The sequence below is a fragment of the Methylobacterium tarhaniae genome (assembly GCF_001043955.1).
In the GTDB taxonomy this organism is placed as follows: domain Bacteria; phylum Pseudomonadota; class Alphaproteobacteria; order Rhizobiales; family Beijerinckiaceae; genus Methylobacterium; species Methylobacterium tarhaniae.
On the sequence record NZ_LABZ01000070.1, the window covers coordinates 28,809 to 53,869 of the forward strand.

23 protein-coding genes are annotated in these 25,061 nt (G+C 73.8%); 16 read left to right on the forward strand and 7 right to left on the reverse strand.

The window, feature by feature from the left end; all coding sequences use genetic code 11:
- Nucleotides 1-131: 131 nt before the first annotated feature.
- Nucleotides 132-1,847, forward strand: coding sequence for a M14 family metallopeptidase (locus tag VQ03_RS11160; RefSeq protein WP_048450945.1), 1,716 nt, complete (start codon nt 132-134; stop codon nt 1,845-1,847).
- A 255-nt stretch (nt 1,848-2,102) separates the two neighbouring features.
- On the forward strand, nt 2,103-3,734 hold the full coding sequence (locus VQ03_RS11165; RefSeq protein WP_048450946.1) for a FadR/GntR family transcriptional regulator: 1,632 nt from the start codon (nt 2,103-2,105) through the stop codon (nt 3,732-3,734).
- A 42-nt stretch (nt 3,735-3,776) separates the two neighbouring features.
- Here VQ03_RS11165 and VQ03_RS11170 read toward each other — a convergent pair whose 3' ends face one another.
- From VQ03_RS11170 to VQ03_RS11190, 5 genes are all read right to left on the reverse strand, one after another.
- Nucleotides 3,777-4,583 carry an enoyl-CoA hydratase/isomerase family protein gene (locus VQ03_RS11170; RefSeq protein ID WP_048450947.1) on the reverse strand — a complete coding sequence of 269 codons (807 nt, stop codon included), beginning with the start codon at nt 4,581-4,583 and terminating at the stop codon, nt 3,777-3,779.
- Nucleotides 4,564-5,682 carry an acyl-CoA dehydrogenase family protein gene (locus tag VQ03_RS11175; protein ID WP_048450948.1) on the reverse strand — a complete coding sequence of 373 codons (1,119 nt, stop codon included), beginning with the start codon at nt 5,680-5,682 and terminating at the stop codon, nt 4,564-4,566. The genes VQ03_RS11170 and VQ03_RS11175 overlap by 20 nt, the downstream gene beginning before the upstream one ends.
- Nucleotides 5,683-5,689: 7 nt before the next feature.
- The gene (locus tag VQ03_RS11180; protein WP_048450949.1) at nt 5,690-6,859 is read right to left on the reverse strand and encodes an acyl-CoA dehydrogenase family protein; all 1,170 of its coding nucleotides are present in this window, start codon (nt 6,857-6,859) and stop codon (nt 5,690-5,692) included.
- Between the two features lie 95 nt (nt 6,860-6,954).
- The gene (locus VQ03_RS11185; RefSeq protein ID WP_053078508.1) at nt 6,955-7,425 is read right to left on the reverse strand and encodes an acyl-CoA thioesterase; all 471 of its coding nucleotides are present in this window, start codon (nt 7,423-7,425) and stop codon (nt 6,955-6,957) included.
- 16 nt (nt 7,426-7,441) lie between these two features.
- The gene (locus tag VQ03_RS11190) at nt 7,442-8,425 is read right to left on the reverse strand and encodes a quinone oxidoreductase family protein (RefSeq protein WP_245292038.1); all 984 of its coding nucleotides are present in this window, start codon (nt 8,423-8,425) and stop codon (nt 7,442-7,444) included.
- Nucleotides 8,426-8,578: 153 nt separating this feature from the next.
- Here VQ03_RS11190 and VQ03_RS11195 point away from each other — a divergent pair, with 153 nt between their 5' ends.
- From VQ03_RS11195 to VQ03_RS32990, 10 genes are all read left to right on the forward strand, one after another.
- Nucleotides 8,579-10,141 (forward strand): class I adenylate-forming enzyme family protein, encoded by a 1,563-nt coding sequence (locus VQ03_RS11195; protein ID WP_048450950.1) that lies wholly within the window; start codon nt 8,579-8,581, stop codon nt 10,139-10,141.
- A 176-nt stretch (nt 10,142-10,317) separates the two neighbouring features.
- Entirely contained in the window at nt 10,318-11,595 is a 1,278-nt protein-coding gene (locus VQ03_RS11200; RefSeq protein ID WP_048450951.1) for an ABC transporter substrate-binding protein, read from the forward strand.
- 84 nt (nt 11,596-11,679) lie between these two features.
- Nucleotides 11,680-12,564, forward strand: a complete 885-nt coding sequence (locus VQ03_RS11205; RefSeq protein ID WP_048450952.1) for a branched-chain amino acid ABC transporter permease — start codon at nt 11,680-11,682, stop codon at nt 12,562-12,564.
- A 38-nt stretch (nt 12,565-12,602) separates the two neighbouring features.
- The gene (locus VQ03_RS11210) at nt 12,603-13,664 is read left to right on the forward strand and encodes a branched-chain amino acid ABC transporter permease (protein WP_245292039.1); all 1,062 of its coding nucleotides are present in this window, start codon (nt 12,603-12,605) and stop codon (nt 13,662-13,664) included.
- Complete coding sequence (locus tag VQ03_RS11215; RefSeq protein ID WP_048450953.1) at nt 13,661-14,398, forward strand: ABC transporter ATP-binding protein; 738 nt, start codon at nt 13,661-13,663, stop codon at nt 14,396-14,398. The genes VQ03_RS11210 and VQ03_RS11215 overlap by 4 nt, the downstream gene beginning before the upstream one ends.
- Nucleotides 14,379-15,095 (forward strand): ABC transporter ATP-binding protein, encoded by a 717-nt coding sequence (locus VQ03_RS11220; RefSeq protein WP_048450954.1) that lies wholly within the window; start codon nt 14,379-14,381, stop codon nt 15,093-15,095. The genes VQ03_RS11215 and VQ03_RS11220 overlap by 20 nt, the downstream gene beginning before the upstream one ends.
- 32 nt (nt 15,096-15,127) lie before the next feature.
- Entirely contained in the window at nt 15,128-15,931 is an 804-nt protein-coding gene (locus tag VQ03_RS11225) for an SDR family NAD(P)-dependent oxidoreductase (RefSeq protein WP_048450955.1), read from the forward strand.
- Nucleotides 15,932-15,951: 20 nt separating this feature from the next.
- Nucleotides 15,952-17,040, forward strand: coding sequence for a glycerol dehydrogenase (locus VQ03_RS11230; RefSeq protein WP_048450956.1), 1,089 nt, complete (start codon nt 15,952-15,954; stop codon nt 17,038-17,040).
- A gap of 91 nt (nt 17,041-17,131) precedes the next feature.
- The gene (locus VQ03_RS11235; RefSeq protein ID WP_048450957.1) at nt 17,132-17,998 is read left to right on the forward strand and encodes a transketolase; all 867 of its coding nucleotides are present in this window, start codon (nt 17,132-17,134) and stop codon (nt 17,996-17,998) included.
- Nucleotides 17,995-19,002, forward strand: coding sequence for a transketolase family protein (locus tag VQ03_RS32990; RefSeq protein WP_167376075.1), 1,008 nt, complete (start codon nt 17,995-17,997; stop codon nt 19,000-19,002). The genes VQ03_RS11235 and VQ03_RS32990 overlap by 4 nt, the downstream gene beginning before the upstream one ends.
- A gap of 43 nt (nt 19,003-19,045) precedes the next feature.
- Here VQ03_RS32990 and VQ03_RS11245 read toward each other — a convergent pair whose 3' ends face one another.
- Nucleotides 19,046-20,062 carry an LLM class flavin-dependent oxidoreductase gene (locus VQ03_RS11245; RefSeq protein WP_048450958.1) on the reverse strand — a complete coding sequence of 339 codons (1,017 nt, stop codon included), beginning with the start codon at nt 20,060-20,062 and terminating at the stop codon, nt 19,046-19,048.
- A 57-nt stretch (nt 20,063-20,119) separates the two neighbouring features.
- Complete coding sequence (locus tag VQ03_RS11250) at nt 20,120-20,791, reverse strand: TetR/AcrR family transcriptional regulator (protein WP_048450959.1); 672 nt, start codon at nt 20,789-20,791, stop codon at nt 20,120-20,122.
- Between the two features lie 82 nt (nt 20,792-20,873).
- On the opposite strand from VQ03_RS11250, the gene VQ03_RS11255 reads away from it, so the two are divergent.
- The 4 genes from VQ03_RS11255 to VQ03_RS35005 all read left to right on the forward strand — a co-directional run bounded on the left by VQ03_RS11255 (nt 20,874) and on the right by VQ03_RS35005 (nt 24,978).
- Nucleotides 20,874-21,614, forward strand: a complete 741-nt coding sequence (locus tag VQ03_RS11255) for an SDR family oxidoreductase (RefSeq protein WP_048450960.1) — start codon at nt 20,874-20,876, stop codon at nt 21,612-21,614.
- A gap of 144 nt (nt 21,615-21,758) precedes the next feature.
- Nucleotides 21,759-22,439: a Crp/Fnr family transcriptional regulator gene (locus VQ03_RS11260; protein ID WP_048450961.1), complete on the forward strand. Its 681-nt coding sequence runs from the start codon at nt 21,759-21,761 to the stop codon at nt 22,437-22,439.
- 18 nt (nt 22,440-22,457) lie between these two features.
- On the forward strand, nt 22,458-22,982 hold the full coding sequence (locus tag VQ03_RS11265) for a FecR domain-containing protein (protein ID WP_048450962.1): 525 nt from the start codon (nt 22,458-22,460) through the stop codon (nt 22,980-22,982).
- Between the two features lie 28 nt (nt 22,983-23,010).
- Nucleotides 23,011-24,978, forward strand: a complete 1,968-nt coding sequence (locus tag VQ03_RS35005) for a CHASE2 domain-containing protein (protein WP_280948485.1) — start codon at nt 23,011-23,013, stop codon at nt 24,976-24,978.
- The last annotated feature ends 83 nt before the right edge of the window (nt 24,979-25,061 follow it).

Below are 25,061 nucleotides of genomic sequence, written 5' to 3' on the forward strand. Positions count from 1 at the left end.
GCGACGGCACCTTGACCTGGGGCCGCGGGGCCGGTCCTGTGCCTCGTATCCGGCAGGTCCCCGCCGGCCTCGCCCTCGACCGGGCGGATCGCCATCCCGCGACCGCCCTCTTCCCGTGACGCCCCTCCCCCATGCCCCTCCTCCTGAAGACGACCCTGCCGCGCAGCCTCGACGCGCTCCTCGCCCGGGACTGGCCGGCGGGCGCGGCGGTCGAGGCCTGGCTGTTCGAGGATGCGGAGAGCCGGGCCCGGGCCGAACGGGCGCTCGCCGCGCGGGGCGTCGCGGCGCGGCTGCGCAGCGCCTACAAGCCGCTGCTCCACGCCTTCCTGGAGGAGATCGACCTCGCCGGCGTCGCCGACATCGCGATCGCCTATCCGGTGCACCCGGCCGCGGCACCCCAGCGCTTCCTCACCGAGGCCTACCCCCTGGCGGCGTTCGTCGGTGCGGTGCCGATCCGCTTCGCGGCCCAGGACCCGCGGGAGACCGACCTGCCGACCTACGAGGTCCGGCTGAGGCAGGCGGGGGGCGAGGTCCGGGACCTCCGCGTCCCGGCCCCGAACCGGCGCCACGCCGACGCCTTCGGCCGGGCGCTCCTCTCGCCCACCGGCTGGCTCACGGTGGATGGGGCCGGTGCGCGCCTCGAGACCGATTACGAGGCCGCCTTCGCGCAGGCGGTGGCGGCGGTGGCGGCCCACCCGTGGGGAGACGCGGAGCCGTTCTTCGAGGAACTGTCCCTGCGGATCGGGATCCCGGCCCGCGACCGGGCGCTGCCTTGCGGCGAGGAGGTCGTCAGCCTGGCCGAGGCCCTGCACGAGGACCTCTACTTCTCGCTCCTCGAGCATTTCCAGCACCGCACCGGCCGCCCGCCGGGCGACCGGCACCTGCGCCCGGGCCAGATCGTGCCCGAGGTCGCGATCCGCGACGGCGCGATCGACGTCGCGGTCGAGACCCGCCCGCTCTGCGGACCCGGCGACCGCCTGCCGGTGGCCGGGGCCGGAATCCTGGCCGAGGAGGACCTGCCGTCGGCCCTCTCGGCCCTCGGCGGCCATGCCCTCACGGCGACGGCGCGCTCGGGCCGCTCGGTCCTGGGCCGCTACATCGAGGGAGGCGACCGCGCGGTGATGATCGGCTCCGGCCAGCATCCGAACGAGGTGACGGGGCCCGCCGGGGCGCTCGCCGCGGCCCGGGTCCTGGCCGGGCGCGACGGCGCGCATTTCACCGTCTCGCCCCTGGAGAATCCGGACGGCGCGGCGCTCCAGCGCCGCCTCGCGGCGGAGAACCCGCGCCACATGCACCATGCGGCGCGCTACACGGCGCTCGGCGACGACATGGAGTACCGGATCGCCCCGCCCTTCCACGAGACCGCGCTCCGGCACGCGGCGGAGCGGTGCGGCGGCGCGCTGCTGCACGTGAACCTGCACGGCTATCCGGCCCATGAATGGACCCGGCCGCTCTCCGGCTACCTGCCCGCCGGCTTCGAGAGCTGGTCGCTGCCCCGGGGCTTCTTCCTGATCCTGCGCCACTGGCGCGGCTGGGCGGAGGCCGCCGAGGCCCTGGCCGCCGCCGTCACGGCGCGGCTCGCGGAGGATGCGGCGCTGATGGCGCTGACCCGGACCCAGCTCGCCCTCAGCGCCCGGCACGCGCCGCCGCCGCCCCTGCGGATGCTCAGCGGCATCCCGTGCCTGATCGCCGAGGATGCGCGCCACCGCGTGCCCCTCACGCTGATCACCGAGTATCCGGACGAGACCATCACGGGCGACGCCCTCGCGGCCGGGATCCGGGCGCAGGCGCGCACGGTCCTCGCCGCCTACGACGCCTTCCAGGATCTGGCGCTGCCGGAAGCCTGAACCCGAGTCGGGGACGCTCTCCCGTCTCCCCTGCCCGTCCTGCGCGCCGCGGCGATGCACCGCGACGCGATCCGGGCAACCGTCCGGTGACGCTACGACACGACGGCGGATCGACGAAATAAGTAATGAATCATGACGACCGATAGTATTTGAAAGATTTTATGAGACGATAGCGGAGACGCCTCCCGCCGACCGTGCTAGAACAAGCAAAAATGTCCGGACCGAACAATCGGCCGGTGCGGGAGGAAGATCGCCATGACCGGAGCCCTGCAGCTCAAGCTCGCGCTCCTGCGGGGGGAGACGCCCTGCCCGATGGATCTCGCCGATTTCGGCCGGCTGGCCGCCATCGACCTGCGCACTCAGACGAGGTCGGCGCGCTCCGATCGTCTCGCGGTCGCGATGCTCGGGCTGATCGCGTCCGGGCGGCTGCCGCCGGGCGCCCGCCTGCCGCCGGAGCGCCGGATCGCCGAGGCGGCGTCGGCCAGCCGGGTCTGCGTCCGCAGCGCCCTCGACCGCCTCAAGATCGAGGGCTACATCGAGGCCGTGCAGGGGTCGGGCACGCGGGTCGTCGCGTTCGAGCGCAGCGAGCGCCTCGTCCAGCTCGTCCGCGCCAACCAGGAGAACCTCGAGGATCTCCAGGACTTCGTCGCCTTCCTCGACCGCTGCGTCGTCGAGCAGCTTCTGCGGCGGGCCTCCGACGCGGCGCTCGACCGCGCCGCCGGGCAGGTCGCGGCCATGCCTCTGGACCGAGACCTCCAGGCGTTGGCCGACGACGAGATCCGCCTGCGCCTCGCGCTCGCCGACGCGTCGGACAGCCCCATCTACGCGATGATCACCCGCCAGCTCGCGCGCGGCATCCGCAGCCTGTTCGGCAGCCTGCTCCGGGCGGCGGACGGGGCCGGGTTCGACCGGTTGGCCGAGGAGCGTCGGGCCCTCGCCGGCGCCCTCGCGCGGCGGGACGCGGCGGGCGCCCTCGCGGCCCTCGCGAACCGCGCCGCCGTCCTGCGCGACCACGACTGGACCCGGATCGCCGGCGAGCGGGGGCTGCGGGACGAGGCGGTCCTGCGCCGGGATGGGACGTCGCGGGAGGATGCGACCTCGCGCGAGGACGCGATCCTGCGCGACCTCGCGGTCGCCAGCCCGGAGCAGCTCAAGGACCGCCTGACCCGGGAGATCGCCGGGATGATCGCGACCGGGCATGCCCGGGACGGCGCCCGCCTGCTCAGCGAGCGGCGGCTCGCGGCCCTGTTCGGCGTGAGCCGGGCCTCGGTGCGCGAGGCGCTGGCGGCGCTGAAGGCCGAGGGGAGCGTGGTCGCCGACGAGCGCTGCGGCACCCGTGCGGTCGACGTCCCGATGGCTTCGGCCCCCGACGCCCTGACCTCGCTCGCCGCGGCCGATCTCGATCACCTGCAGACCATGTCGCGCCTGCGCGGCTACCTCGAGGTCTGGGCGGCGAGCCGCGCCGCCGCGCGCGGCAGCGAGCGCGACTTCGGCGACCTGCGCCGCATCCTGGCCGAGATGCGCCGCTCGCATCTCAGCCCGCGCCGCCGGATCGACCTCGACCTGCGCCTGCACCTGACCATCGCGCGGGCCGCCGGCAGCGCCGTCCACCTCTACATCACCGAGGTGCTGCGCGACCTGATGACGGCCTATTTCGACTACTCGCTCACCACGCCCTCGATCGGCGGCGGGCGCGACGCGATGCTGCTCTCCCACCACACCCAGATCGTGACGGCGATCCTGGCCCGCGATCCGGTGGGCGCCGGCCGGGCGATGGCGGAGCATTGCGGCGCCTTCAGCGACCGCTACGCCGCCCTGGTCGCCGAGGGCGAGATGCTGCCCTGCGGCCTCGCCGGCGATCTCGCGCCCGCCCCGGCCGGGGCATGATCCGCGCGGCGGCGGCCCGCGCGGGCCGCCGCGACGGCGGGGTCAGCGGCCGGTGAAGACCGGCTTGCGCCGGGTCCGGAAGGCGTCGACCGCCTCCTGGTGATCCTCGGTCCGGTTCGACAGGGCCTCGTAGGCGACGCTCGCGTCCATCACGCCGTGGACGATGCGCTTCAGCTCGATGTTGGTCACGGTCTTGCTCCAGCGGATCGCCTTGGTGGCGCCCGCGAGCAGCTTGGCCGTGAAGGCCGACACCGCCGCGTCGAGCTCCTCGGGCGGGACGGCGTGGTTGATCAGGCCGATCTCGGCCGCCTTGCGGGCGGGCAGGAGCTCGCCCGTCATCAGGTATTCCTTGGCGCGGGCGTAGCCGATGAGCTGCGGCCAGATCGCCGGGCCGCCATCGCCGGCGACGAAGCCGATCGAGACGTGGGGGTCGCCGATCTTGGCCGTGTCGGCGGCGAAGATGACGTCGCAGAACAGGGCGAGCGTCGCGCCGAGCCCCGTGGCATGCCCGTTCACCCGCGCGACCAGGGGCTTCTCGAGGTCGAGCATCGAGAACACGATGCGCTTGGCCTCCCGCGCGGTCTGCTCGAACGACTCGGGGCGGTCGATCGCGGTCTGCATCCACGGGATGTCGCCGCCGGCCGAGAAGGCCCGCCCTGCCCCCGTGAGCACGATGACGTCGCTGCCCGGATCGGCGGCGACGTCGTAGAACACGTGGGCGAGCTCCTCGTGCAGGAGCGCGTCGGCGGCGTTCAGCGCCTCCGGGCGGTTCATCGTGATGGTGAGAAGCCGCCCCTCGCGGGTGATCGTCAGCGTCTCGTAACGCTCCTCAAGCGGCACCTGCCTCATCGTCTCGTCTCCCCTCCGGCGACAGGGTGGCTGTCGCGAGCTTCCGGATCTCCGCCTCCGTCCCGCCGTGAAGCCCGGCTGCGACCTGGAGGCGCTTGTAGACGTGCCCGACCCGGTAATCCTCGGTCATGGCGATGCCGCCGCTGGCCTGGATCAGGCGCGAGGCCGCGGCCAGCCCCTCCCGGCCGAGCGCGATTTTCGCGGCGCTCGCCGCCCGGCGGCGCTCGCCGGGCTCGCCCTCCAGGGCGGCCGCGGTCCAGAGCAGGAGCGAGCGCAGCGTCTCGAGGTCGCAGAACGCATCCGCCATCAGGTGCTGGACGGCCTGGAACGAGCCCAGCGTCTGCCCGAACTGGCGCCGCTGGTTGAGGTAGCCGACCGTGAGGTCGAGCCCCGCGGCGAGCGCTCCGTAGGCGTCCGCCACCAGGGCCGCGACGGCGCAGTCCCGGATCTCGGCCATCCGCGCGAGGGCGTCGTGCCCCGTCGCGAGCACGGCCTCGGCCGGGAGGTCGAGGCTCTCGAAGGCCAGGACCGCGCCCAGGCGCCCGTCGATCAGGCGCCGGCTCTCCACCGCCGGGCCGGCCGCCTCTAGGCAGAGCAGCGTCGCGCCGTTCGGCGAAGGCCCGCCCGCCTCGACGAGCCAGTGCGTCGCGCTCCCGGCATCGAGGGATAGGGCGCTGCGGCCGGTAAGCCGCAGCCCGCCGGACGTGCGCGTCACGCGGATCCCTCCCGGGCCCTCCGGCACGAGGGCGAAGCGCACGTCGCCGGCGGCGAGGCCGGGAGCCAGTCGCGCCAGCCCCGCCGGTCCGTCGCGCATCAGGCGCGGGACCACCAGCACATCCGCGGCGAGGGAGCGCCGCAGCAGCACCCGGCCGGCCTCCTCGATGATCGTCAGGCATTGCAGCGCGTCGGCGCCCGCCCCGCCCAGGGACTCCGGCAGGCCCAGGCCGAGCCAGCCGAGCTGCGCCATCTCGCGCCCGAGCGCGTCCTGCGCCGCGGCGGGGGGAGGCGCCGGCGTCCAGGCGCACCGCTCCTCCAGGAAGCGGCGGGCGCCCTCGCGCAGCAGGCGGTCGTCGTCGCGTTGGTCGGGGGATCGCCGCATGGCAGCCTCAGCGCAGGCCCAGGGTGGAGCGGGCGATGATCGTCTTCTGGATCTCGTTCGAGCCCGCGTAGATGGTCACGACGCGCCGGAACAGGTGGCGCTCGGTCCAGCCGGCGACCTCCTCGTCGCGGGCGGCCTGCGGCACCTCGAGGGCGTCCTCGCCGATGACATCCATCGCCAATTCGCTGATCGCCTGCTGGAGCCGCGACCCGATCACCTTGACGATGGAGGCCTCGGGGCCGGGCTCGCGGCCCTCGGTCTGGTCGACGAGGACGCGCAGCACAGTCGCCTCGAGGCCGGACAGGCCCGCCTCCAGCACCGCGAACCGGCGCAGGAAGGCGGGGTCGTCGAGGACCGGCCGGCCGCCGGCGACGGGGCGGGCGGCGAAGGCCTTCAGGCGCTCGAACTCGCGCCGCGAGCGATGGACCTGGGCGTTGTTGGTGCGCTCGTGGTTGAGCAGGAACTTGGCGTAGCCCCAGCCCTGGTCGGCCGCGCCGATCAGGGCGTCGTCGCCGACCCGCACCTCGTCGAGGAACACCGCGTTGACGCTGTGCCCGCCGTCGATCGTGATCACCGGGTCGATCGTGACCCCGGGGGCCCGCATGTCGACGATGAACAGCGAGAGCCCGGCCTGGGGCTTCACCTCCCGGTTCGTGCGGGCGAGGCAGATCATCAGGTCGGCGAAATGGCCTTCCGTCGTCCAGGCCTTCTGGCCGCTGATGACCCAGCCGCCCTCGACCCGGCGGGCGGTGGTGCGCACCGAGGCGAGGTCGGAGCCGGCCTCGGGCTCGGAATAGCCCTGGCACCAGAATTCCCGGCCCGACCGGATCGGCGGCAGGTAGCGGTCCTTCTGCGCCTGCGAGCCGAAGGCGTGCAGCGTCGGGCCGACCAGGTAGACGCCGAACACGCTGAGCGGCGGCGCGTCGGCTGCCGCGCATTCCGCCTCGAAGAGGAAGCGCTGGATCGGGGTCCAGCCCGGCCCGCCGGCCGCCTCGGGCCAGTGATGCGCCGCCCAGCCCCGGGCATCGAGGAGCGCGTTCCAGCGCGCCATGTCCTCGCGGGAGAGGTGGATGCCCGCGCGCGTCCGCCGCGCGAGGTCGGGCGGCAGCATCGCGCGGATCGCCGCCCGGATCTCCGCCCGGAAGGCGCGCTCGTCGTCCGTGAAGAAGGCGTCCACCTGCCGCGCGCTCCCTGGCCTGTTCCGGGTTCGTCCTCGGGCCCCGACGTTCGTCCGCCGCCCCCTGCGGCGGCAAGGCGGATGCTGGCCCTGCCTCAAGACCAATCGCCGGCCTCGCCGCCGGACCGGGCCGCGAAGCGGCCGAGCGCGTCGCGCTCGGCGATCGTGAGCGGGCGGGCGCGGCGGGTGCGGCCGTCCATCACGACCGTGACCGAATGCGCCGTCGCCGCGCAGGCGTCGCCGACGAACAGGCCCTGCCCCATCACGATCGATCGCGCGCCGAGCCGCAGCACGGCGGTCCCGATCTCGGGCGCGTCGGCGAAGGTGACCTCCCGGGCGAAATCCACGCTGAGCGCGGCCAGAGCCGGCAGGTCGCCGGGCGGGATCAGCGGCAGGAGGATCGCGCTCAGCAGGGCGTAGCGCCCGTCGTCGAGCCAGGCGGCGAAGACGCTGTTCGTGACGTGGCCGTTGGGATCGAGGTCGGCATGGCGCACGACCGCTGGGCGCCAGTGCGGGAAGAGGGCGCGGGCGGCGAGCCGCGGCTCCTCGGCCAGGGTGCGCTTCATGGTTGCCGTCCCTCCCTCACGGCAGGAGCACGGTGGCGCCGGAGGTCTCGCCGGCCTCGAGCCGGCGATGGACGGCGCCGGCCTCGCGCAGGGGCGCGCGCAGGCCGATCACCGGCCGCAGGTGCCCGCGAGCCACCATCGCGAACATCTCGTCCGCGGCTGCCTGCAGGTCCGGCACCGTCCGCAGATGCGCGAAGACGCCGGGCACGCTCACGCAGAGCGAGCGCTGCGGCCCGAGCCGCGCGAGGTCGATGGCGGCCAGCTTTTCGCCCGCCTGACCCAGGTTGATCGCGGTCCCGAACGGCTTGAGGCAGTCGAGGGAGCGTTCGAGCACCGGGCCGCCGAGCCCCTCGCAGACCACGTCGACTCCCTCGCCCCCGGTCAGCCGCAGGGTCTCGGCCACGAAGTCCTGTGTGCGATAGAGGATGGTCGCCTCGCACCCGGCGGCGCGGGCGGTCTCCGCCTTGGCCTCCGAGCCGACCGTGCCGATGACCCTGGCGCCCGCGGCCCGGGCCCATTGCGTCAGCAGCAGGCCGAGCCCGCCGGCCGCGGCATGGACCAGCACGGCGTCGCCGGGCCGGAGCGGCCGCACCCGGGTGAACAGCATGTGGGCCGTCATCCCCTTCAGCATGAGGGCGGCCGCCTCCGCATCCGGGATTCCGTCCGGCAGCCGCACGAGGCGCGCGGCGTCCATCACCCGGGCGCTGGCGTAGCTGCCGACCGGCGGGCCGGCATAGCCGACCCGGTCGCCGGGCCGCAGGGACACGCCGGGGCCGGCGGCCTCGACGATGCCGACGCCCTCGACGCCGACCGCGCCCGGCAGGGCCGGAATCGGGAAGATCCCGCGGCGGTGATAGACGTCGATGAAGTTCACGCCCACCGCGGTCTGGCGCAGCAGGACCTGCCCGGCGCCGGGCCGGGCCAGGTCGATCTCGACCGGCGTGAGCCGGTCGGGCCCGCCATGGGCGTCGATCCGTATCTCCGTCGCGCGCAAGAGCACCGCCTCCCTGTCCGTGGCCCCCCGTCTGTGCGTCCCCGAGGCGGCCGGCGGCAATTCGCTCATTGGTCCGCCGACGAGACCAAACCGGGCTTTGACGGGAGGCGGCGGCGGCGGGCGAGATGGTGCGGCCTTTCGCGATCCGGGGCCCGCGCCATGACCGATCCCACCGAGATCCTCACCCTCACCGTGCCGCAGCTCCTCCGCCGGCGGGCGCGGGAGACCCGCACCGGGATCGCGCTCTCGGCGCGTGCCGTCGCGGGCTGGCGCGACCGGCTCACCTACGGCCAGCTCGTCCAGCGGATGGACGCGGTGGCGGCGGGCTTCCACGCCCTCGGCCTCCGGGCGGGCGACCGGATCGGCGTGCTGCTGGGCAACGAGGCGGGGCGGGAATGCCTGCTCACCGCCCTCGGCGCGCTGCGGATCGGCGCCGCCGTGGTGCCGTTCAACACCCGCGCCTCCGACGAGGAGCTCGGCCACGCCCTCGCCCTCGCCGAGCCCGCGGCGATCGCCTGCACCGCCGCGGGGGCCCTGCGGCTCGGGCGGCTCGCCCCGGGGCCGCGCCTCCTGGTGATCGACGGGCCGCCGCCGGAGGGGGCCCTGGCCTGGCCCGAGCCGCTCGCCGCCGAGCACGGCCCCCCGCCGGAGGAGGATCCCGATCCCGACCGGCTCGGCTGCCTGCTGTTCACCTCGGGCACGACCGCGCGGTCCAAGGCGGTGATGCACAGCCACGCGACGATGCTGGGCGCCGGGCTCGCCTGCGGCGCGGCTCTGGGCCTCGGGTCCGACGACCTCTACCAGGGCGGCTGGCCGTTCTTCACCAGTTCGCCGCTCAATCTCGGCGCCATGTCGTGCTGGATCGCGGGCGCCGGCCTGGTGCTGGAGGAGCCCCTCGACAATCGCGGCCGCCTCCGGCTGATCGCCTCCGAGCGCACGACCTTCTATCACGGCGTGCCGTCGGTGGTGCATTTCCTGATGGAGGAGTTCGCCCGCGCGCCGGCCGACGTCTCGAGCCTGCGGCGCATCGGCTATGGCGGCTCGGCGATGCCGCCGGAGGTCATCCGCCGGCTCGCCGCGCAATGGCCCCATGTCGAGCAGGTGCAGATCTACGGCATGACCGAGAGCGGACCCGCCGGCACCCGGCTCGAGCCGGCGATGATGGAGGAGAAGCTCGGCTCGATCGGCACCGCCATGCCCCATTGCACGGTGGCGATCGTCGACGAGGCGGGCCGGCGCCTCGGGCCCGGCGAGACCGGGGAGATCCTGATCCAGGGGCCGGGCGTCGCCAGGGGATACTTCCGCAATCCGCAGGCCACCGCCGAGGCCTTCGCGCTCGGGGGCATCCGCACCGGCGATGTCGGCCACCTCGATCCGGAGGGGTTCCTGTACTTCACCGACCGGCGCAAGGACGTGATCAACCGCGGCGGGCTGAAGGTCGCCTCGGTGGCGGTCGAGGAGGTGCTCTACCGGCACCCGGGCGTGCGCGAGGCCGCGGTGGTCGCCGTGCCCCACCCGGCCCTCGGCGAGGACGTCGCGGCCTGCATCGTGCCCCGCGAGCCGGGCGGCCTCGACACGGATGCCCTCTCGGCCTTCTGCGCCGAGCGCCTGGCCGACTATGCCCGCCCCCGCCGCTGGCTCGTCCTCGACGAGTTGCCCAGGAACCCGATGGGCAAGGTGCTCAAGACCGTGCTGCGGGCGCGCCTCGCCGCGGGCGCGTGACGGACCACATCCGGGCACCCGGCGCGGCGGCCTCCGGCGGGAATGGTCTCTCGACCAGCCCAGAACCCGGCTTGCGGACGACCGGCCTCCTCTTCGAAGCTCGACCCCAAGATCGAAGCTCGACCCCAAGAGGACGCGAGAAGCGGCCCGACAACGACGAACCGGAGGAAACGCCGATGACGACCTCTCTCTCGCGCCGCACTGCCCTGGCGCGCGGGGCGCTCGCGCTCACCGCCATGGCCCTCGCCGCACCCGCCCAGGCTCAGACCCAGCCCCAGGCCGAGATCCCGGTCGGCTGGGTCCTCCCGCTGAGCGGCGGCTCGGCGGCGATCGGCCAGCAGGCCCGGGCCGGCGTGCAGATCGCCGTCGAGCAGATCAACGCCGCCGGCGGCATCAAGGCGCTCAACGGTGCCAAGCTGAAGCTCGTCTTCGCGGATTCGCAGTCGAAGCCCGATATCGGCGTCTCCGAGACCGAGCGCCTGATCCAGCGCGAGAACGTCGCGGTGATGAGCGGCGCCTTCAACAGCGCCGTGACCTTTCCGGCGACCGAGGTGGCGGAGCGCTACAAGACGCCCTGGATCGTGATGGGAGCGGTGAAGGACGAGATCACCGAGCGCAACTTCAAGTACGTGTTTCGCATCAACAACAAGGCGACCTACGACGCCCGCGAGCAGCTCGACGCCATGGACCTCCTGAAGAAGGAGACGGGCCAGGGGCCGAAGACCCTGGCGATCTTCTACGAGGGCTCCGACTGGGGCCGCTCGCACGCCGCCAACGTGCGCAAGCTTGCCAAGGAGCGCGGCTACACCCTCGTCCTCGACGAGGCCGCGCCGCCCAACCAGGTCGATTTCTCGGCCCAGCTCCTCAAGATCCGGGCCGCGCGGCCCGACGCGCTCATCGCCGCCTTCTACACCCCCGACCACCTGCTGCTGTCGCGCCAGCTGCTCGAGCAGCAGCTCAACCTGCCCTACGGCGTGCACTCGGTCGGCGGCGGCACCGAGGATCCGTCCTTCTACAAGGCGATCTCGCCCAAGGCCGTCGCCTACTACTTCGTGCAGGAGGACCGCCAGGTCGACGCCCTCCAGGGCGCGCGCCTGCCCGAGTTCACCGACGTCGAGACGAAGTTCAAGGCCCAGCTCGGCTACGACATGAGCGCCTACGGCGCCCAGGGCTTCGCGGTGATGTACGTGATCAAGGACGCCCTGGAGCGGGCGCGCAGCGCCGACCGGCAGGCCCTGCGGGACGCGGTGGCGGCCACCGACATCACCGCCGGCCCGGCCCTCTATGCCGGCTACCAGCGCATCAAGTTCGACGAGCAGGGCCAGAACACCTTCGCGCACGGGGCGATCTCGCAGAACCTGAACGGCCAGCGCCGCACGGTCTGGCCGGCCGAGAGCCGCTCGCCCGAGACCAAGCCCGCCTGGCCGGTCCCCGCCTTCGGCGCCCGCTCCTGACGTCGCGACGGGGCCGCCGGCCCCGTCATCCCACCGTCCCGGACGGCGGCGCGGCAAGCGCCGCCGGCCCAGGCAGGCAGGCCCATGGACCCGCTGATCCTCTCCTTCGCGCTCGTCAACGGCCTTCTCATCGGCGGCATCTACGGCGGCGTGGCGCTCGGCCTCAGCCTGATCTTCGGGGTGATGCGGGTGGTGAACTTCGCGCACGGCTCGCTGCTGATGCTGGCCCTCTACGCCGCGTTCTGGCTCCAGGCGCTCGCCGGCATCGATCCTTATGCCAGCGTCGTCGTCACGGTGCCGCTGCTGTTCGCGGTCGGGTTCCTGATCCAGAGCGTCGTCATCGCGCCGCTGATCCGGCGCGAGAGCGCCCTCGTGGTCGAGCCCCTGAGCGCGCTGCTCCTCACCGCGGGCGTCTACCTCGTCATCGACAACCTCGCGCTGATGGCCTTCGGGCCGGACGTGCGCTCGGCCTCGACCGGCCTCGCCCTGGCACCGCTGATGCTCGGGCCGATCCCGGTCAACAGCCAGCGCCTGATCGCCTTCTCGGCCGCGATCCTCGCCGCGATCCTCCTGTCGCTGTGGCTGCGCAGCACGCGGCTCGGCCGCGCGATCCGGGCCACCGCCCAGAACCGCGACGCCGCCGCCCTGTCGGGGATCGACGTGCCGCTGATCTACGCCGTGACCTTCGGCATCGGCGCGGCCCTGCTCGGCCTGTTCGGCTCGCTGCTCGCGACATTCATCCCGATCTCGCCGCAGGTAGGCCTGAGCTTCGGCATCCGCTCGTTCATCGTCGTGGTCCTCGGCGGCATCGGCAGCATCCCGGGCTCGATCGTCGGCGGCCTGGTGATCGGGGTGTTCGAGGCCCTCGCCTCGCAATTCGTCCCGGCGACCTCGGCGGCGATCCTGTCGCTCGGCCTGTTCGTCCTGATCCTCCTCGTGCGGCCGAGCGGCCTGATGGGGCGCGCCTGATGACCACCGCCCATCCCGGCCGGCCGCGGAGGCCCTTCGTGCCGCTCCCCGACGAGACCCCGACCCTGAGCCTCGGCGCCGCGGCGCCGCGCCGCCCGCACGGCGCGCGCGCCGCGGGGGCGGCGGTCCTCGGCGCCATCCTGCTCGGCGGCCTCGCCGCCGCCGCCCTGCCGCTCGTCGTCCAGGACGCCTATTTCCTGCATTCCTGCATCGTCGTGCTGTTCTTCGCCTACATGGCGACGGCCTGGAACTTCGTCTGCGGCTATGTCGGCCAGCTCTCGATCGGGCATGCGATGTTCGCGGGCGTCGGCGGCTACGCCACGGTGCTCCTGTTCACCGGGCTCGGCCTCTCGCCCTGGCTCGGGATGCCGGTGGGCGGGCTTCTCGCGGCGCTCCTCTCGGTGGTGGTGGGCTACCCGACCTTCCGGCTGCGCGGGCCCTACTTCGCCCTCACGACGATCGCCTTCGCGGAGATGATCCGGATCTGGGTCGAGAACACCGACAGCGTGCTCGGCATCCCCCTCAACGGCGCCGCCGGCCTCACCGTGCCGCTGCGCGGCGAGAGCCTGGCGGCCCTGCAGTTCAACGGCAAGGCGCCGTATTACTGGGTGATCGTCGCCCTGCTCGTCGGGGCGCTCGCGGCGACGTGGTGGCTCGAGCGCTCGAAGCTCGGCTTCTACCTCAAGGCGATCCGCGGCGACCGCGACGCCGCCGAGAGCCTCGGCATCAGCCCGGCCCGCTACCAGCTCGTCGCGCTCGCGATCAGCGCCTTCATGACCGGGATCGGCGGCGGCTTCTACGCCCAGTTCTTCCGCTACGTGAATGCCGAGCGGCTGATCGGGGTCGACCTCTCGATCGACATGGCGCTGATGAGCATCATCGGCGGCCAGGGCACGGTGTTCGGGCCGCTCCTCGGCGCGGTCCTGCTCGCGCCGCTCGCCGAGATCACCCGGGGCAGCCTCGGCGGCTCGCTCCTCGGCCTCCACATCGTCGTCTACGGGATCATCCTGATGCTGGCGGTCCTCTACCTGCCGAAGGGGCTCATCGCCCCGCTGCGGGCGGTCCTCGCGCGCGCGGGCCTCGGCGGAGGCCGGCGATGAGCGCCCCCCTCCTTGAGGTGCGCGGCATCAGCAAGCGCTTCGGCGGCCTCCAGGCGGTCCGCGACCTGTCGTTCCGCCTCGAGCCCGGCGAGATCCTGGCGCTGCTCGGCCCCAACGGCGCCGGCAAGACCACCGCCTTCAACATGATCGCCGGCTACACGCGGGCCGATTCCGGCGAGATCCTGTTCCGCGGCCGAAACATCGCGCGCCTGCGGCCCTGGGACATCTGCCGGGCCGGCATCGCCCGCACCTTCCAGCTCTCGAAGCCCTTCGCCGACCTCACGGTGGTCGAGAACCTGATGGTCGGCGGCTTCGCGCGCTCCCGCGACGCTCACGCGATCCGCGACCGGGCCGAGGCAATCGCCGACTTCCTCGGCATGGGCCGGCAGGCGCAGACCGAGGTCCAGCACCTCACCGCCTTCGACCGGCGCAAGCTCGAGCTCGGCCGGGCGCTGTCGACGGAGCCGACCCTCCTGCTGATGGACGAGGTCGTGGCGGGCGCCACCCCCGCCGAGGGGCAGGAGATGGTGGCGCTGGTGCGCCGCATCCGCGACCGGGGCGTCACCATCCTGATCGTCGAGCACGTCATGAAGGTGATCATGGCCCTGAGCGAGCGGGTGATCGTCATGGAATCCGGCCGCCTGATCGCCGACGGGGCGCCGCGCGACGTGGTGACCCAGCCCGAGGTGCTCAAGGCCTATTTCGGGGAGCATTATGCAGCAGCCCGCGCTTGAGGCGGTCGACCTCCGGGCCGGCTACGGCGACGCCCAGATCCTCGACGGCGTGTCCCTGCGGATCGACCCGGGCGAGATCGTCGCGCTGATCGGGGCGAACGGCGCCGGCAAGACCACGCTCCTGCGCACCGTCTCGGGCCTGGTCCGGGCGCGGGGCGGGGCGGTGTCGCTGTTCGGCGAGCGCATCGACGGGCTGGCGCCGCACCGCGTGGCGGAAGCGGGCTTCGTCCAGTCGCCCGAGGGCAAGCAGCTCTTCCTCGGCATGTCGATCCGCGAGAACCTGATGGTGGGCGCGCATAACCGCCGCGCCTATGCGCGCTGGCGCACCACCATCGAGGAGGTCTTCCAGCTCTTCCCGATCCTCGCCGAGCGCCGGGACAAGGCCGCCTCGACCCTCTCGGGCGGGCAGCAGCAGATGCTGGCGGTGGGCCGGGCGCTGATGGCCCGCCCGCGGGTGCTGGCCCTCGACGAGCCGTCGCTGGGCCTGGCGCCGATCATGGTCGACCGCCTGTTCGAGGCGATCCGCGCCGTGCGCCAGCTCGCCATCCCGATCCTCATCATCGAGCAGAACGTGTTCCAGGTCCTGTCGATGGCCGACCGCGGCTACGTGCTGGAGAACGGCCGCGTCACGCTCTCCGGCACCGGCCGGGACCTCATCGAGAACGAGCACCTGAGGGCGACGTATCTCGGCCTGTAGGACGCGCAAACCCCGATCGGAGGGCGGACGGCATGCAGCTCAAGGACAAGGTCGCGCTCATCACCGGGGCCGGGAGCGGGCTCGGCCTCGCCACGGCCACGGCCTTCGCCCGGGAGGGCGCGCGGGTCGTCGTCAACGACCTGCGCGAGGCGGCCGCCGAGGCGGCGGCGCAGGGCCTCGGCGAGGGCCATGGGGCGGTCGGCGGCGACGTGTCGAAGGAGGCCGAGGTCGCCGCGATGGTCGAGGCCACCCTCGCGCGCTGCGGCCGGATCGACATCCTGGTCAACAATGCCGGGGTGCCCGACAGCTTCGTGCCCACGATCGAGCAGCCGCTCAGCCACTGGCAGCGGCTCATCGACGTCCATCTCACCGGCACCTACCTCGTCTCGAAGGCGGTCGCCCCCGCGATGATGCGCCAGGGCGGCGGCGCGATCCTGAACCTCAACTCGATCGCGGGTGTCCTCGGGCTGCCGGTGCGCACCGCCTACAGCGCCGCCAAGGCCGGCATCGGCATGCTCACCCGGGTGCTCGGCTGCGAGTGGGGCCCCCACAACATCCGCGTCAACGCGGTCGCTCCGGGCTACATCCTGACGCCCCTCACCGAGGGGCTGATCGCCGCCGGGCGCATCGATCCGGCCCGCATCCGCCGCCGCACCCCGATGGGCCGGCTCGGCGCGCCGGAGGACATCGCCGAGGCGATGGTCTTCCTGGCCTCGGACCGGGCCCGCTTCGTCACCGGCATCACCCTGCCGGTGGATGGCGGCTACTGCGCCTTCGGCGCGCCGAGCGACGCCTTCGCGCTGGACGACCTCGACCCGCGGACGGACCGGCCGTGAGCGGCCCCGGGAGGAACCCCATGAGCGTGAGGATCTTCGGAGCGCCGCCGCGCTACCATCAGGGGCCGGGCGCGATCCACGGCATCGGCGGGATCGCGCGGGCGCTCGCGGCCTCCGCCTGCGTCGTCGTCGACGAGGGGGTGCGGGGGATCGTGGCCGATCCGATCGCCGCGAGCCTGCGCGAGGCGGGCGTGGCCGCGCGCCTCGTGCCCTTCGCGGGCGAGATCACCTACGCGGCGATCGAGGCGCTCGTCGCGGCCGTGCGCGCGGAGGCCCCGGGCCTCGTCGTCGCGGTGGGCGGGGGCAAGGCCCTCGACGTGGGCAAGGGCGTGGCCGAGCGCCTCGGCGTGCCGGTCGTCACGGTCCCGACCATCGCGTCGAACGACGCCCCCACCAGCGCCACCTACGCGGTCTACGACGAGAACCACGTCATGGTGGCGGTCGACCGCATGAGCCGCAATCCCAACGCGGTCGTGGTCGACACGGCGCTGATCGCCCGGGCGCCGGCCCGCTTCCTGCGCGCCGGAATCGGCGACGCGATCACCAAGGCGTTCGAGGCCCGCGGCTGCCGGGCCGGGACCGGCGTGACGCCCTTCGGCACCAGGCCCCTCTTGACCGGCGGCATCATCGCGGAGGCCGGCTACGCGACGCTGCGGGCCCACGCCGCGGCGGCCCTCGCCGCCGTCGAGCGCGACGAGGTCACGCCGGATGTCGAGGCCACCGTCGAGGCCTGCATCCTGATGAGCGGGCTCGGCTTCGAGAATGGCGGGCTGTCCCTCGCCCACGCGATGACGCGGGGCCTCGTCAAGGCCCGCGGCGCCAAGGACGCGCCGCACGGCGAGCAGGTGGCCTACGCCGTGGTGGTGCAGCGCGCCGTCGAACGCCACGCCGATACCGAGATCTGCGACCTGACGGGCTTCCTGCGCGGGATCGGGCTGCCGGTCCGCCTCGCCGATCTCGGCCTGGCGGATGCGACGGCCGAGGAGATCGACGCCATCGCCCGCCTGACGATGACGGCGCCGCACATCCCCAACCTGCCCTTCCCGGTCACGGCGGCGGACATCGCCGCCGGCATCCGGCGGGTCGAGGAACTGGCAGCCTCGTCGTGAGGCCGCCGGGGGAGCCGGACCACGCCGGGCGCCGCCCGGCCGCGGGGCACGACGACCGAGACCCTTTTCGAGGTGGGAAGCGAGGCGCGGCATGAGGCAGCAACCGGTCCCGGGCAACGGGTTCGCCCCGCTCGGCCTCGACGACCTGCGGGAGATGGCGCGGGTCAACCGCCTGGACGTCGCCGCCATGTTCATGGCCGCGGGCAACGGCCATTTCGGCAGCTGCTATTCCTGCACCGAGATCGTCACCGCCCTCTACTTCGCGGTCATGCGGGTCGATGCGGCCAGCCCGGACTGGCCCGACCGCGACCGCTTCGTCCTGGGCAAGGGGCACGCCGCCCCGACCCTGTACTCGGCCCTGATCCGGCGCGGCTTCATCCCGGAATCCTGGATCCCGGACTTCGAGACCCGGGTCGGCGCAAGGCTGGCGACCCATCCGTCGCGCCGCAGCCAGCCCGGCGTCGATTCCTCGCAAGGGGCGCTCGGCCACGGCCTGTCGAATGCCTGCGGCATGGCGCTCGCCGGCCGCCTCGACGGGCGCGACTACCGCGTCTACGCCGTGCTCGGCGACGGGGAGCTGCACGAGGGCTCGGTATGGGAGGCCGCCGCCTTCGCGCCCAAGCACCGCCTCGACAACCTCGTGGCCGTCGTCGACCGCAACGGCTTGTGCGTCGACGGGCGGACCGACGAGGTCCTGCCGCTCGAGCCCCTCGCCGACCGCTGGCGCAGCTTCGGCTGGGACGTGGTCGAGACCGACGGCCACGACCTCGCGACCCTCGTCCCGATCCTCGACGTGCCGCGCTTCGACGGCAGCGGCCGGCCCCGGGTGGTGATCGCCAGGACGGTCAAGGGCCGCGGCGTCTCGTTCATGGAGGACGTCCGCAGCTGGCACGCCGACGCGATCTCGCCGGCCCAGTACGAGGCGCTCCGCGTCGAGCTTCGGGAGGTGTTGCGGTGAGCCTGCTCGATCATCCGGCCCGGCTGCGCGACCACGTCGCCGCCTTCCGGGCGGCCCATCCGCGCAAGGACGTGCGCAGCCAGTTCGGCGAGAGCGTGGGGGCGCTCCTGGACCGGCGGCCCGACGCCGTCGCGGTGACGGCCGACCTCCTGCACGCGACCGGCCTCGCCGGGCTCAGGGACCGCCACGCCGACCGCCTGATCAATGTCGGCATCGCCGAGCAGAACCTGACCGGCGTCGCGGCGGGGCTGGCCGCCTGCGGGAAGCTGCCGGTCGTGTGCGGCTACGCCGCCTTCCTCACCCTCAGGGCCGTCGAGCAGGCGAAGGTCGATTGCGCCTACAACGAGTTCAAGGTGATCCTCGCGGGCCTCGCCAGCGGCCTCAGCTACGGGGTCGGCGGTCCCACCCACCAGACCTTCGAGGACGTCGCGATCATGCGGGCGATCCCGAACACGATCGTGGTGGCGCCCTCCGACCCGGTCGAGCTCGACCACGCGCTCCAGGCCGCGGCCGAGCATCCGGCGGCGACGCCGGTCTACCTGCGGCTCGGCCGGGGACCCGAGCACGTCCTCGACCGGCCCGGCGCCCCCTTCGCGATCGGGCGGGCGGCGCGCCTGGCCGAGGGGCGCGACGTCTGCATCGTCGCGCACGGCGCCATGGTGCTGGAGGCGCTGCTCGCCGCCGACCTGCTCCGGGCGGAGGGGATCGCCGCGGAGGTCCTGAACATGCACACGGTGAAGCCGATCGACCGCGGGGCGATCCTGGCGGCGGCCGCGCAGGTGCGGGCGATGGTGGTGGTGGAGGAGCACAGCACCGTCGGGGGCCTCGGCTCGGCGGTGCTCGAGGTGCTGGAAGGCGGCCACGCCTTCCCGGTGGTCCGCATCGGCATCGAGGACGCGTATCCGCCGATCGGCCCGACGCCGGAGCTGCGCGAGGCGCTGGGCCTCAGCGGCCCCCGGATCGCCGGGCGGATCCGGGGCCTGCTCACCAAGGCCGCGGGCTGACGGGACGTGCCGCCGCCCGCATTCGCCGCGCCGGCCGGCAGGATCAGCGCCAGCCGAGGGCCGGGGCGACCTGGGTCAGGAGGGTCTCCAGGATGTGGGCGTTGTAGGCGACGCCGAGCTGGTTCGGCACCGTCAGGAGGAGAGTGTCGGCCTCGGCGATGGCCTCGTCGGCCCTGAGCTGCTCGATCAGCCGCTCCGGCTCGGCCACGTAGGAGCGGCCGAACACCGCCCGCATGGTGTCGATGATGCCGACCTGGTCGCTGTCGCCGCCGCGTCCGAAATAGGCCCGGTCGCGATCGCTCGCGAGCGGGAAGATCGACCGCGAGACGGAGACCCGCGGCGTGCGGGCATGGCCCGCCTCGGTCCAGGCCTGCCGGTAGCGGCGGATCTGCCTCGCCTGCTGGATGTGGAACGGCTCGCCGGTCTCGTCGGCCTTCAGCGTCGAGCTCTGCAGGTTCATGCCCTGCTGCGCCGCCCAGATCGCGGTGGCGTCCGACGCCGACCCCCACCAGATCCGCTCGCGCAGGCCCTCGGAATGCGGCTCGAGGCGCAGGAGCCCCGGCGGGTTGGGAAACATCGGCCGTGGGTTAGGCTGGGCGAAGCCCTTCCCGCTCAGGAGGTCCAGGAACACCTCGGCGTGCCGGCGCCCCAGATCGGCATCGCTCGCGCCCTCGGGCGGGGCGTAGCCGAAATGCCGCCAGCCGTCGATCACCTGCTCGGGCGAGCCCCGGCTGATGCCGAGCTGGAGGCGGCTTCCCGCGATCAGATCCGCCGCTCCCGCATCCTCCACCATGTAGAACGGGTTCTCGTAGCGCATGTCGATGACGCCGGTGCCGATCTCGATGCGCTGCGTCCTCGCCCCGATCGCCGCGAGCAGCGGGAAGGGCGAGGCGAGCTGGCGGGCGAAGTGGTGGACCCGGAAATAGGCGCCGTCCGCCCCCAGCTCCTCCGCCGCGATCGCGAGGTCGATCGATTGCAGCAGCACGTCCCGCGCCGAGCGCGTCGCCGATTGCGAGTTCGGCGACCAGTGACCGAACGACAGGAACCCGATTCTCTTCATTGCCGCATCCATTCCCATTCCGGTGGCCCGCCCCGAGGTGGGGGCCGGGCCTGACGATCACGGCCGGCCGGCGACCCGCTGGTCCCAGCCCAGCATCGCGTGACGGGCCACCGCCTCCAGCTCGGCGCGGCTCGCCCCGTCGCGGGCCTGGAGCGACAGGCCGCCCTGCACCGTCATCACGAAGCGCGCGAGCGACGGGAGGTCGACCGAGGCGGCGACCTCGCCCTCCGCCACCGCGCGCGCGAGGCGGGCGGCGACGCGCTCCAGCCCGCAGGCCCGGGCCGTCCGCACGATCTCGCCGAGTTCCGCATGCCCTTCGCTGCCGACCATCGACAGCGTCACCATGCAGCCGCAGGGCTCCGCGCGCCCGCTCGACCCGGTCAGGGCGGCGGCCGAATCCATCAGCAGCGCCTCGATCGCCTCCCGCGCCGTCGCCGCCGCCGCGAACCGGGCCCAGACGGAGGCCTCGTAGCGCGCGCCGTAGTGGCGCAGGGCTTCGGCGTAGAGCGCCTCCTTCGAGCCGAAGGCCGCGTAGAGGCTCGGCGAGCCGATTCCCATGGCCTGGGTCAGGTCGGCGATGGAGGTCGCCGCGAAGCCCTTGCGCCAGAACAGGCGCATCGCCTCGGACAGGGCCGCCTCGCGGTCGAACGCCCGCGGCCGGCCGCGACCGCGGGCGGGCTGGTTTTCGCGGGGGGCCGCCGGGGATCGGGCGGACGGAGAATTCTGCATCGATCGTTATATAAATCGCTTGACCCGGCTTCACAACGCGCATAGCCATTTTTGTGTCGATCATTACACAAAAGGCCGGACCATGAGCGAACTCGCAGGCAAGCGCGCCCTCGTGACGGGCGCCTCCCGCGGCATCGGCGCCGCCATCGCGCTGGCGCTCGCCGGGAAGGGGGCGGATGTCGCCATCACCTATGAGCGCTCCGCCGACCGGGCGGCCGAGATCGTCCGGCGCATCGAGGCGACGGGCCGCCGCGGCGTCGCGCTCCAGGCGGACAGCGCCGATCCGGCGGCGGTGACGGGCTCGGTCGCGGCGGCCGCAGAGGCGCTCGGCGGTCTCGACATCCTCGTGAACAATGCCGGCATCGCCCGCGGCGGTCCCCTGGCGGAGATGAGCCTCGCCGACATCGACGCCCTCCTCCAGGTGAACATCCGCTCGGTCGTCCTGGCCTCGCAGGCGGCCATCCCTCATCTGACGAAGGGCGGGCGGATCATCTCGATCGGCTCGTGCCTCGCCGAGCGCGTCCCCTTCGCGGGCGTGACGGTCTACTCGATGTCGAAATCCGCCCTGCTCGCCTTCACCCGGGGCCTGGCGCGGGAGCTCGGGCCCCAGGGCGTCACGGTGAACCTCGTCCAGCCGGGATCGACCGACACCGACATGAACCCGGCCGACGGCGCGCTCGCGGACGGGCAGCGGGCCATGACGGCGCTCGGCCATTACGGCAAGCCCGAGGACATCGCCGCCGCGGTGGCGTTCCTGGCCAGCCCCGCGGCGCGCCAGATCACCGGCACCGCCCTCACGGTCGACGGAGGCGCCAACGCCTGAGTCGATCGACCTCCCGCCGCCGAAAGAGGGCGGCCAGCGTGTCGCGCCACACCGGACGATCGCGCGGGCCGCCGACGGACGGGCGACTTGCGTTAGAGCTTGCACCACGCCCATAAGCCTGGGCGTGGAGAGCGAGGCAACCACATGAGCGCGCCGCAAGGGCTGGCCAGGCTCCTGGCCGCCAACCCGTTCTTCGCCGAGCTGGGCGAGGACGCCATCGCGGCCATCGCCGGCCTTTGCCGGACCCGCAGCCTCGCCCGGAACGAGACGCTGTTCCAGAAGGGCGACCCGGGCGACGCCCTCTACGCCCTGCGCCGCGGCCAGGTCCGCATCGGCGCCGGCACGGAGGACGGGCGGTCCGTGACGCTCAACCTCCTCGGGCCCGGCGACGTGTTCGGCGAGATCGCCCTCCTCGACGGCCGCCCGCGCACGGCGGAGGCCGTCGCGCTCGAAGCGGCGGAGCTGTTCGTCATCGAGCGGGGGGATTTCCTCGGCCTCCTCGCCCGCGACGCCGCGATGGCGGTCCGGATCATCGGGCTCCTCTGCCAGCGGCTGCGCTGGATGAGCGAGCGCATGGAGGAGGCCACCCTGCTCCCGCTCGATACCCGGCTGGCGCGGCGCCTGGTCATGCTGTCCGAGGATTATGGGGCGGAGATCCAGGTGACGCAGGCCGAGCTCGCCGCCTTCGTCGGCGCGGCGCGGGAGAGCGTCAACCGCGTCCTCCAGGACTGGCGCCGATCGGGCATCATCGACCTCGGCCGCTCGCGCGTGACCGTGAGGACCGCCCGGCGGCTGGCCGCGCTCGGCGAGCGCTCACGAACCTGACGCGGGAGGATCCACCCCATGAGACATCCGGCGCGCGCGGCGGTCCTCGCCCTCGTCCCGATCCTTCTGGCGGGCGCCGCCTCGGCCCAGTCGCGCTGCACCGAGGAAACGCGGTTCGATCCGCCCCTGCGCGTCCTTCGCTGCGCCGACGGGCTGGTGCTCGAGACCGAGCAGGGCAGCGGGCTGCGGCCGATCGACCGGGATCAGGACGGGCACCTGGAGGGCGCCGAGCTCGGCGGCCGCGCCGTCCTCGTCACGCTGCCGCCGGGCCGGCGCGTCCGCCGGGACGGCTTCCAGATCCTGACGCCCCACGCCATCGCCTCGGTGCGCGGCACCGTCTACGCCGTCGACGTGACCCAGGCGCGGACGTCGGTCTTCGTGGAGCAGGGGCGCGTCGCCGTCGCGCGGCGGGGCAGCCCCCAGGAAGCCGTGACGCTCGGGCCGGGCGAGGGCGTCGACGTCGATGCGGACCGGGCGCCCCTCACCGTGCGGCGCTGGCCGCAGGAGCGCGTCCGGGCCCTCCTCGAACGCTTCGGGCGCTGAGCTGATTTCGCAAAAGTGGTAGCCGGTTTTGCAACAAAAATCCGCGACCGAACGAGAACCTGAGCGGACGAAGCGGTGGCTTGCCACCGCAAGTCTGCTGAGGGCCTGGGCCGGCGACGCGGGTGGCGGCCCGTCGCGGACCGCACGGCACGACCGGCGCTTCGCGCTCCTCGCCCTCGCCGTCGCGCTCGCCTGGAGCGGCTGGCTCTCCCACCTGCACCTCTCCGGCCGCGCCACGCCCCTCGACCGCGCCGAATCGGCCCTCACGGACCTGCGCCTGCGCCTGGCCGGACCGCGCACGCCGCCGTCCGGCATCGTCATCGTCGCCATCGACGACGAGACCGTCCGGCGCGAGGGCGGGTTCCCGGTCTCGCGCGCGATGATGGCGCGCCTGATCGAGACGATCGCGGCGGCCCGGCCGCGCGCCCTCGCCGTCGATGTCCTGTTCCTGGAAGCCGGCCGCCAGCCGGAGGCGGACCGGGCTCTGGGCGCCGCCCTCGCCAAGGCCCCCTCGGTCCTTGCGGCGGCGGCGGTGTTCGACGGCGGCGCGAGCGAGGACGGCATCCCGGTCGCCGCCGCCCTGCACCGGCCGACCCCGGTGATCGGCCGGGAGGCCGCGTCGGGCCTCGTCAACGTGTCCGAGGATGCTGCCGGCGTTCCCCGGCACCTTCCCCTCGTCGTCCGCGCGGGCGAGGAGGTCGCCGCCTCCTTCGTGCTGCGCGCCGCCTCCCTGGCGGCCCGGAGCGATCCGGTCCTGGGCGCGCAGGCGGTGCGGATCGGGGCCGCGCGCGTCCCGCTCGATCTCGGCCGTCACCTGCCCCTGCGCCCCTACGGCCCGCGCCGCACGATCCCGACGGTGAGCGCCGCCGGGCTCCTCGACGGCACGGTCCCGGCCCCCGCGCTGGCCGATCGCGTCGTCGTCGTCGGCGCCACGGCGCTCGGCGGGAGCGACACCTTCGCCACGGCCTTCGACCCGGTCATGCCGGGCGTCGAGCTGCTGACGACCGGGATCGCCCACCTGATGACCGGCGGCGGGCTCACCCGCGATGCGGGCGTGCGGCGGCTCGATGCCGCCGTCTCCATCGGCCTCGCCGGCGCCGCCGCGCTCCTGATCGCGCTCGCCCCGCCCGGCCCGGCGATCCTGCTCGTGCTTTTGCTCCTGGCGGGATGGCTCACCGCGGGGGCGGTCGCCTTCGCCTGCGGGATCTGGTGGAGCGCCGCCCTGCCGCTGGCGGCGGCCGGGCTTCCGGCCCTGTCCTGCGCGGCGGCGCGCCAGGCGCTCGACCGCCGCAGGGCGGCGGCTCTGGCCCGCTCGGAGCAGGCGCTGCGCCGGCTGCAGCCCGCCGCCCTGGCGGAGCGCCTCGCCTGGGACCCGGCCTACCTCACCGAGCCCGTCGCGCGGGACATCCCGGTGCTGTTCATCGACCTCACCGGGTTCACCCGCCAGAGCGAGCGCCTCGGCCCGGCCCGTACCCGGGCGGTGCTCAAGTCGTTCCACGACCTCGTCGACGAGACCGCCTCCGGGCATGGGGGCCTCGTCGTGAACTTCATGGGCGACGGCGCGATGGTGGTGTTCGGCGCGCTCGATCCCGATCCTGCGGTGGCTGCCCGGGCGGTCGCGGCGGCCGAGGCCCTCATCGCCCGCACCGCGGAGTGGATCGCGCGCGAACCCGAGCTGGCCGGGGCCGGGCGCGCCCTCGACGTGCGGATCGGCGCGCATCACGGGCCGGTGATCCTCTCACGCCTGGGCAGCGACACCAACCAGCACATCACGGCGACGGGCGACACGGTCAACGTCGCGAGCCGCCTGCTCGCGGTCGCCTCCCAGGCCGGCATCCGCCTCGCCGTCAGCGGCGACCTCCTGGCGGCGGCCGGCCTCGACGCCCCGGGCGCGATCTTCGACGGGCCGCACGCGACGGCCATCCGCGGCCGCGCGCAGAGCCTCGACGTCTGGCTGGGGCGCGGCCCGGAGCCGTCACAGGCCCCGGAGGCGTGAGCCGGCCCCCCGGGGCCCGCGTGACCATGGATTCTGTGACCATGGATCTGTGACCTGGGTCACGGATCCCGGGCGCGAACGGG

Bases quoted from the DNA above. Each gene is read 5' to 3' on its own strand.
- VQ03_RS11160 (WP_048450945.1), top strand. From the start codon at position 132: ATGCCCCTCCTCCTGAAGACGACCCTGCCGCGCAGCCTCGACGCGCTC.
- VQ03_RS11165 (WP_048450946.1), top strand. From the start codon at position 2,103: ATGACCGGAGCCCTGCAGCTCAAGCTCGCGCTCCTGCGGGGGGAGACG.
- VQ03_RS11170 (WP_048450947.1), bottom strand. From the start codon at position 4,583: ATGAGGCAGGTGCCGCTTGAGGAGCGTTACGAGACGCTGACGATCACC.
- VQ03_RS11175 (WP_048450948.1), bottom strand. From the start codon at position 5,682: ATGCGGCGATCCCCCGACCAACGCGACGACGACCGCCTGCTGCGCGAG.
- VQ03_RS11185 (WP_053078508.1), bottom strand. From the start codon at position 7,425: ATGAAGCGCACCCTGGCCGAGGAGCCGCGGCTCGCCGCCCGCGCCCTC.
- VQ03_RS11195 (WP_048450950.1), top strand. From the start codon at position 8,579: ATGACCGATCCCACCGAGATCCTCACCCTCACCGTGCCGCAGCTCCTC.
- VQ03_RS11200 (WP_048450951.1), top strand. From the start codon at position 10,318: ATGACGACCTCTCTCTCGCGCCGCACTGCCCTGGCGCGCGGGGCGCTC.
- VQ03_RS11205 (WP_048450952.1), top strand. From the start codon at position 11,680: ATGGACCCGCTGATCCTCTCCTTCGCGCTCGTCAACGGCCTTCTCATC.
- VQ03_RS11215 (WP_048450953.1), top strand. From the start codon at position 13,661: ATGAGCGCCCCCCTCCTTGAGGTGCGCGGCATCAGCAAGCGCTTCGGC.
- VQ03_RS11220 (WP_048450954.1), top strand. From the start codon at position 14,379: ATGCAGCAGCCCGCGCTTGAGGCGGTCGACCTCCGGGCCGGCTACGGC.
- VQ03_RS11225 (WP_048450955.1), top strand. From the start codon at position 15,128: ATGCAGCTCAAGGACAAGGTCGCGCTCATCACCGGGGCCGGGAGCGGG.
- VQ03_RS11230 (WP_048450956.1), top strand. From the start codon at position 15,952: ATGAGCGTGAGGATCTTCGGAGCGCCGCCGCGCTACCATCAGGGGCCG.
- VQ03_RS11235 (WP_048450957.1), top strand. From the start codon at position 17,132: ATGAGGCAGCAACCGGTCCCGGGCAACGGGTTCGCCCCGCTCGGCCTC.
- VQ03_RS11245 (WP_048450958.1), bottom strand. From the start codon at position 20,062: ATGAAGAGAATCGGGTTCCTGTCGTTCGGTCACTGGTCGCCGAACTCG.
- VQ03_RS11250 (WP_048450959.1), bottom strand. From the start codon at position 20,791: ATGCAGAATTCTCCGTCCGCCCGATCCCCGGCGGCCCCCCGCGAAAAC.
- VQ03_RS11255 (WP_048450960.1), top strand. From the start codon at position 20,874: ATGAGCGAACTCGCAGGCAAGCGCGCCCTCGTGACGGGCGCCTCCCGC.
- VQ03_RS11260 (WP_048450961.1), top strand. From the start codon at position 21,759: ATGAGCGCGCCGCAAGGGCTGGCCAGGCTCCTGGCCGCCAACCCGTTC.
- VQ03_RS11265 (WP_048450962.1), top strand. From the start codon at position 22,458: ATGAGACATCCGGCGCGCGCGGCGGTCCTCGCCCTCGTCCCGATCCTT.